A 7,120-nucleotide genomic window follows, 5' to 3' on the forward strand; every position below is an offset into this window, starting at 1 on the left:
TACGACCGGCCGCCGTTCGGTCGGCCCCCGCACGACCGACCCTCATCCGACCCACCCCCGTTCGACCCACCCCCGTTCGACCCCAGGGACCGGAGGTAGCAGGCCCCATGGACCATCTCGCGACGGCGGCCCTCGGCGCGACGCTGGTGTGCGGCGCGCTGGGCGTCGTGGGCGTGCACACCTACGTCCGCGGCAAGGAGCAGCAGCGCGCGCTGATCGACCGGCTCTCGGAGACCGGCCCGCTGCCGGGCACCGGCCGGGCGCGCCGCTTCGCCGGGATCGACCGGCGGCTGCGCGCCACGTCCCTGGGCCGGAAGCTGGAGCTGCGGCTGGCGGCGACGGGCCTGGAGATCACCCCGGGGGAGTTCTTCGTCTATACGGCGGGGGCGGCGGCCGGGCTGTGGCTGATCGCGGCGTCCTTCCTCGCCGCGTTCTTCGGCCCGATAGCGGCGGTGGTCGCCGTCTGGGGGTCCTTCGCGTTCCTCAGTTGGCAGCGGCAGAAGCGGATAGAGCGCTTCATCAACCAACTGCCGGAGCTGTCACGGATCCTGGCCAACGCCACCCAGGCCGGGCTGGCGCTGCGCACCGCGCTCGGCATGGCGGCGGACGAGCTGGAGGCACCGGCGGGCGAGGAGCTGGCCAAGGTCGCGGCCAAGCTGGCCGTCGGCCACTCGATCGACGACGCGCTGGAGGAGCTGGCCGAGCGGCTGCCCTCCCGGGAGCTGGTGGTGCTGGTCACCACGCTGGTGCTGTCCAACCGCGCGGGCGGGACCGTGGTCAGCTCGCTGCGCAACCTCACCCAGACGCTGGAGGAGCGCAAGGAGACCCGGCGGGAGGTGCGCACCCAGCTTTCGCAGGTGACCGTGACCGCCTATGTCGTACCGCTGCTGGGGATCGGGACGCTGTTGCTGATGAACCGGATCTCGGCCGGTTCGCTGGACCGGATGACCTCGTCCTTCTGGGGGCAGGCGGCGGTGGTCGTGGCCTTCTGCCTGTACGGGATCGGCTTCTTCCTCATCCGTCGCATGTCCAAGATCGACGTCTGAGAACGTCTGAGAACGTCTGAGAACGTCTGAGAACGTCCGAGAACGCCCACGACCGTCCGAGAGGGGACTCAGGGAGATGGCACTGCTGCTGGCGCTGGCGGCCGGTCTCGCCGTGGCGGGCATCGCCTACGGCATCGTGCTGTACCGCAGCGAGGCCAAGCTGCCCAGCGACCTGGCGGTGGCCCTGGAGGTCGGCTCCAGCCGGACGACCGCGGTCGGCTCGGCAGTCGACCGGCTGGGCATCCGCTACGCCCCGCTGGTGCTGCGGCTGATGGGCGAGAAGCGGGTGGCCAGGGTCCGCCGCCGGATCGATCTGGCGGGCAATCCGGGCGGTCTGACGGTGGACCGCTACGCGGCCCGGCGGGCGGTCTACGGGGCGCTCGGCTTCGGCGGGGCGCTGATGATGCTGGTCAAGGGTCAAGTCCTGCTGGCGCTGGTGCTGGTGGCGTTCGGGCTGTTCTGGATCGAGGTGGGCATCTGGGCGGCGGTGCGGGAGCGTAAGGACGCGATCGAGCGGACACTGCCGGACTTTCTGGATGTTCTGGCCGTCGTGGTGAGCGCCGGATTGAGCTTCCGTCAGGCCCTGGACCGGGTCGCGGAGAAGTACGAGGGTCCCTGGGCGGATGAACTTCGCATCACACTTCGGCAAATGGACATGGGCGTCAGTCGCCGCCACGCGTTCGAGGAGCTACGTAAACGCAATGACTCGGAGCAGGTCGCGCAGTTCGTCACGGCCCTTCAGCAGGGGGAGGAGCTGGGCGCTCCGATTGTCGAGACGCTGATCGCCATTGCGAACGACATGCGCCGTACGGACGCCCAGAACGCGCGGCGGCGCGCGGCGCGCGCGGTGCCGAAGGCGACCATGGTCATCACGACCTTCATGGTGCCCGGAACCATGGTGCTGCTCGTCGCGGGGTTCTTCATCGGCTCGGGCACCGACTTCGGCTCGGTGACCGGGGACTGACGGTCTCTTTTAGGTGAAGCTCCTTCGCGGTTGCAATTGAATGTGGGACAGTCGTCGACGGAGAACTCCTCGGTGGCGGGAGGGGGTGAGACGGATGCACGACCGGGGCCGGTCGGCACGTCCATGGTTCGAACGTGGTGAACGGGGAAGGCAATGCTTCCTAGGGCACTGTTCCGAGACGGCTGTTTCGGCGTACTTTGCTCGTGTCGCGAGCGACACCACGGGGGTTGAGTCGCCGGACCATGGTGGGACGGCAGCCCATGGAGGGGAACACAATGGGGAAGCGCGTCATGCGGAACGATCGGGGACAGACCTCGATCGAATATCTGGGCATCATCGCCGTGGTGGTGGCCATCGTGCTGGTCCTGTCGACCACGGACTTCGGCAGCATGATCGCGAACGCCATCTCCGACAAGATCTCTCAGGTCGTCGGCATCTGACCTGTCCCGTGACAGCGCGCCGAGATCTCAGGAGCGACGCGGGGCAGGCATTTCCGATCTACATCACGGCGGTGGCGGGCCTGCTCTTCCTCGCGCTTGCCCTCTTCGCCGTCGGTCAGGCCGGAGCCACCCGCAACGGCGGACAGACCGCCGCCGACGCGGCGGCCCTCGCGGCCGCCCAGGACTACCGCGACCAGTTGCGCAAGGGGTTCCTGGAGGCGATCGCGAACGGCAGCGCATGGGACGATCTGCTGGACGGACGGGGATTGGGCTCGACCAGCGCCTGTGACGAGGCGCGGTGGTTCGCCGGTCGGAACGGTGCGGATGTGACCGACTGCCACGGGCCCGAGCTCCTGCCGACGTCCTTCACCGTCACCGTCAGGACGCGGAAGCCCGTGGGCAAGACCGTCATCCCCGGCACGGAGACCAAGCACGCGAAGGCGACGGCCAAGGCGGTCGTCACCCCGCGCTGTACGGCCGAGCCGCCCGCCCCGCCGACCGGGCGGCCCGACGACGGCCGCAAGGGTGACGGCGGCGGCAAGGACGATGGCAAGGGCGGCGACGGCGGCAAGGACGATGGCAAGGGCGGCGACGGCGGTAAGGACGACGGCAAGGACGACAAGCCGCCCATCGGCCTCCGTTGCGACGGACTCGACCTGACCATCGACCCGGCGCATCTCGACCTCTTCCCGGACGCCAAGGACCTGTTCTCCGTGCACCTTGCCGACTGATGGCCGACTGACGAGCGAACGAAGAGCAAAGGACAGCGAGCGATGAGCATTCGGCACACGACGAAGGCCCGGAGGGGGGCCGCCGCGACGGCGCTCGCCGCGGCCCTGGCCCTCGCCGTGGCCGGGTGCGGCAGCGGCGACGGCGACAAGAAGCCCGACGACGGCGCGGACCGGACGTCGACCGCGTCCAAGGATGACGGCGGGGATCAGCAGCCCGCCGCGGACTCGTCCAAGACCATCGGCGAGATGAAGGGGCCGGGCGGGATCGTCGTCACCCTGCACTCCGCGGAGCGCGACGACGGCGGGTTCGTCACGGTGAGCGCCACGGTCACCAACCACGGCAGCCGGCTCTTCAACGCGATCGACTGGCGCTCGAAGGAGACCGAGGTGAAGTCCCTGTCGTCCGTCTCGGGAGCATCCCTCATCGACGAGAAGGGCAAGAAGCGCTATCTCGTCCTCCGGGACACCGACGGCCAGTGCCTGTGCACCACGGGGCTCTCCGGGATCAAGCCCAATGAGAGCCGTCCGCTGTTCGCCCAGTTCCCGGCCCCGCCGAAGAGCGTCAAGGACATCGACTTCCAGATCCCGACCATGCCGTCCGTCAGCATCACCCTCTCCGGATGAGCCGGGCCATGACACCGCAGACAACGGCCCGCCGCCCCGCGCGCCGCGGCCCCGTGCTGGCCGCGCTGGCCTCCACCGCGCTCCTGGTCACCCTCACCGCCCCGGCGCCGCCCGCCCACGCGGACAGCGGCCCCGGCGCGCCCGCCGACACCACCCCGCCCCTGAAGATCGACGCCAAGGACTCCGATCTGCGGATGCCCGAGGGCGCCAAGCTGGCACCCGGCCGGGTCCTGGACATCAAGTCCGTGGTCGAGACGGACGACGGCGACGAGCGGCGGGAGGACACCAACGCCAAGGTGAAGTTCGCCCTCCAGGCCGAGGTGCTCTTCGGCAAGGACAGCGCCAAGCTGGGCGGCGAGGCGAAGGCCCGGATCAAGGAGATCGCCTCCGAGGCCGAGCGGCAGAGCGCCAAGAGCGTCCGCGTCTTCGGCTTCACCGACGACCTGGGCTCCGCGAGTCATGGCATCGTGCTGTCGAAGCAGCGGGCCAACGCGGTGCAGCAGGCGCTCGCCGAGGACCTCGACCCCTCGGTCAACTACGAGATCCGGGGCTACGGCGAGCAGTACCCGATCGCGGACAACGCGAGCGAGGAGGGCCGGAAGCGCAACCGCCGGGTGGAGGTCAGCTTCCCCAGGACCGCCTGAGCTGGCCCGGCTCCCGGCTCCCCGGGGACGGGCGGGCTGAGCGGCCCCGGCTCCCGGCTCCCCAGAACCGCCGGAGCGGTCCCGGCGGCGCGATGCCGCATCATGGGTGTGCCGATCACACCATCCGCCGGAGTCCGTTCTGAGTACCGCCGTCGCCGAGTCCCTTTCCGTTGTCCTGCTGCTCGGCGTACTGGCCTTCGCGGTGGTGCGCCCCCGGGGGCTGCCGGAAGCGGTCGCGGCCGTGCCCGCCGCCGGGATCGTCGTGGCCGCCGGGGCGGTCTCGCCCGCCCGGGCCTGGGCGGAGACCCGGGAGCTGCTGCCCGTCGTGGGCTTTCTGGCCGCCGTACTGCTGCTGGCCCGGATGTGCGCGGACGAGGGGCTCTTCGAGGCGGCGGGCCAGGCCGTGGCGCGGGCCTGTGCGGGGCGCACCGACCGGCTCCTGGGCGGGGTGTTCGCCGTCGCGTCCGTCATTACCGCCGTGCTGAGCCTGGACGCCACCGTGGTGCTGCTCACGCCCGTGGTGTTCGCCACGGCGGGCAGGCTCGGGGCGCGATCCCGGCCGCATGTGTACGCCTGCGCCCATCTGTCGAACTCGGCGTCCCTGCTCCTTCCGGTCTCCAACCTCACCAATCTGCTCGCCTTTCAGGCGGGCGGGGTCTCCTTCACCCGTTTCGCCGTGCTGATGGGGCCCGCCTGGCTGCTGACCATCGGCATCGAGTACCTGGTCTTCCGCCGCTTCTTCGCCGACGATCTGGCCGCCGGGACCTCCGAGCCCCCGCCCGCCGACTGGCCCCGGGTGCCGGTCTTCGCGCTGACCGTGCTGCTGCTGACCCTCGCCGGGTTCGTCGGGACCTCGCTGGCGGGGCTCGACCCCCAGTGGGCGGCCTGGGCGGGCGCCCTCGTGCTCACCGTAAGGGCGCTGCGGCGCCACGAGACGACCGTAAGGGGGGCCATCGGCGCGGCCGGGCCGCTGTTCTGCCTGTTCGTGCTGGCGCTCGGGGTGGTGGTCCAGGCCGTGCTGGCGGGCGGTCTCCAGGACGCGCTGACCCAGGTGCTGCCCACCGGGGCGAGCCTGCCCGCGCTGCTCGGGATCGCGGCGGTCGCGGCGGTGCTGGCCAACCTCATCAACAATCTGCCCGCCGTGCTGGCGCTGCTGCCGATCGCCTCCGCGGGCGGCACCGGGCCCGTGCTCGCCGTGCTGATCGGCGTCAACCTGGGCCCCAACCTCACCTATGTCGGCTCCCTGGCCACCCTGCTGTGGCGGCGCATAGTGCATCACCATGAGCCGGACACCGGCTCCGACCTGGGGGTGTTCACCCGTCTGGGGCTGCTGACCACACCGGCGACCGTGGTGGTCGCGACGGCGGCGATGTGGATGATGCTGAAGGTCACCGGAAGCTGAGAGCCGCCGCCGCGACGGTCCGTCGCGGCGGCGGCTCTTTCAGACCGCTGTCAGGATTCGATCCAGTTGTGCGCCTGGGCGAGCTCGATGACCCGCCTGCGCACCTGCTTGATCTGGTCGGCGGTCAGGCTGCCGCCCATCTCGACCAGCGCCTCGGTGAGCTCCTGCCGCAGCTCGGCGACCGACAGCACATCGCACATGGTGTCGTCGCCGTCCGGCCCGGAGGAGGGCCGTACGACCGGCGCGGCGGCGCGCTCCAGGACGCGGACCTCGGACGCCTTGGGCCCCTTGTCGCCGTACTCGGGAACGAACCGCACCTTGGACCCCGGCTGGAACAGGTGCTTCTCGTCCAGCAGGTCGTTGGCGTGCATGAAGACGTCCTCGCCGCCGTCGTCCGGAGCGATGAAGCCGTAGCCGCGGAACTCGTCGAAACGCAGAATCTTGCCCGTGGTCGTCACCGTGCCACCCCTACCCCTATTACCTCTACCTCGATGATCCCGACCGCTACCTCGTTGAATCCGGACCGCGATCGAGGGTGTCCCAACCATGACACCGAGAAGTCAGCGTACAGAAGGAGCGGGCGGCGCTGAAGGGCCGGGGGCGATCACGACGCGCACGCCCCGCCGCACGCCCCAGCGCTCCAAAGCGCCCGCCTCCGCCTCCAGGACATGGCGGGAGCGCAGCCGGGGGCGCCCGAGCCGCCCGGGGCGCAGGGTGTGGACGTCCAGGACGGTGAGCCGCCGGTCCAGATAGGCGACGTCGATGGCGAACCGCATCCGGAAGGTGTGCACCCCGCTGGCCGGGGTGAGGAGGAGCGCGCCGGTCAGGCCGTCCCGGCCGAGCAGACCGCGGGCACGGGCGCGGTAGGAGGCGGCGATGGTGAGCGGAATGCCCGCCGCGCGCCCCGCGCTCAAGCCCTCCGCGCGCCCCGCGCTGCCCTCCGCGCCCTCCCGGTCCTCCTCTGCGCCGTCCGCTCCGTCCGCTCCGTCCGTACTGCCGACCACGTGCAGCGTCCCCGTACCGTCCCGCCAGCGGCCCACCATCCGGCCCCCCTTCGGCCCTTCCCGCGCCGTTCGCACCTCCCGCGCAGTGTTCCACCGGCCGGGCGCTTCCGTAGGCTCGGCCCGTGCAACCGCTGCTGATCGTGCTCGCCGCCGCGTACGGCGCGGCCGCCGGGCTGCTCGTACCGCGCCCGCTCTACCGGCTGGCCGTCGATCCGGAGGAGCCCTGGCGCGGCGCCTGCCCGCGCGGGCACGCGCTCACCGGCCC

General features: G+C 71.2%; 9 protein-coding genes. 7 read left to right on the forward strand and 2 right to left on the reverse strand.

What is annotated here, in order from left to right; translation table 11 throughout:
- Positions 1 to 107: 107 nt before the first annotated feature.
- The 7 genes from KN815_RS42525 to KN815_RS42555 all read left to right on the forward strand — a co-directional run bounded on the left by KN815_RS42525 (position 108) and on the right by KN815_RS42555 (position 5,851).
- Entirely contained in the window at positions 108 to 1,046 is a 939-nt protein-coding gene (locus KN815_RS42525) for a type II secretion system F family protein (RefSeq protein ID WP_216347122.1), read from the forward strand.
- A 76-nt stretch (positions 1,047 to 1,122) separates the two neighbouring features.
- Complete coding sequence (locus KN815_RS42530; RefSeq protein ID WP_216347123.1) at positions 1,123 to 2,010, forward strand: DUF5936 domain-containing protein; 888 nt, start codon at positions 1,123 to 1,125, stop codon at positions 2,008 to 2,010.
- A gap of 290 nt (positions 2,011 to 2,300) precedes the next feature.
- Positions 2,301 to 2,450 (forward strand): hypothetical protein, encoded by a 150-nt coding sequence (locus KN815_RS42535; RefSeq protein WP_162496074.1) that lies wholly within the window; start codon positions 2,301 to 2,303, stop codon positions 2,448 to 2,450.
- A gap of 8 nt (positions 2,451 to 2,458) precedes the next feature.
- Entirely contained in the window at positions 2,459 to 3,181 is a 723-nt protein-coding gene (locus KN815_RS42540) for a pilus assembly protein TadG-related protein (RefSeq protein ID WP_216347124.1), read from the forward strand.
- A gap of 42 nt (positions 3,182 to 3,223) precedes the next feature.
- Positions 3,224 to 3,805 carry a hypothetical protein gene (locus KN815_RS42545; protein ID WP_216347125.1) on the forward strand — a complete coding sequence of 194 codons (582 nt, stop codon included), beginning with the start codon at positions 3,224 to 3,226 and terminating at the stop codon, positions 3,803 to 3,805.
- A gap of 8 nt (positions 3,806 to 3,813) precedes the next feature.
- Positions 3,814 to 4,449, forward strand: a complete 636-nt coding sequence (locus KN815_RS42550; protein ID WP_216347126.1) for an OmpA family protein — start codon at positions 3,814 to 3,816, stop codon at positions 4,447 to 4,449.
- Between the two features lie 106 nt (positions 4,450 to 4,555).
- The gene (locus KN815_RS42555) at positions 4,556 to 5,851 is read left to right on the forward strand and encodes an SLC13 family permease (protein WP_253209593.1); all 1,296 of its coding nucleotides are present in this window, start codon (positions 4,556 to 4,558) and stop codon (positions 5,849 to 5,851) included.
- Positions 5,852 to 5,901: 50 nt separating this feature from the next.
- On the opposite strand, the gene KN815_RS42560 is transcribed toward KN815_RS42555, so the two are convergent.
- Together KN815_RS42560 and KN815_RS42565 are read right to left on the reverse strand one after the other, a co-directional pair.
- Positions 5,902 to 6,309, reverse strand: coding sequence for a cold shock domain-containing protein (locus tag KN815_RS42560; protein ID WP_137967219.1), 408 nt, complete (start codon positions 6,307 to 6,309; stop codon positions 5,902 to 5,904).
- A 102-nt stretch (positions 6,310 to 6,411) separates the two neighbouring features.
- Complete coding sequence (locus KN815_RS42565; protein WP_216347127.1) at positions 6,412 to 6,894, reverse strand: DUF192 domain-containing protein; 483 nt, start codon at positions 6,892 to 6,894, stop codon at positions 6,412 to 6,414.
- Positions 6,895 to 7,120 lie beyond the last annotated feature (226 nt).

It is taken from the genome of Streptomyces niphimycinicus (assembly GCF_018883605.1).
GTDB classification, from domain to species: domain Bacteria; phylum Actinomycetota; class Actinomycetes; order Streptomycetales; family Streptomycetaceae; genus Streptomyces; species Streptomyces niphimycinicus.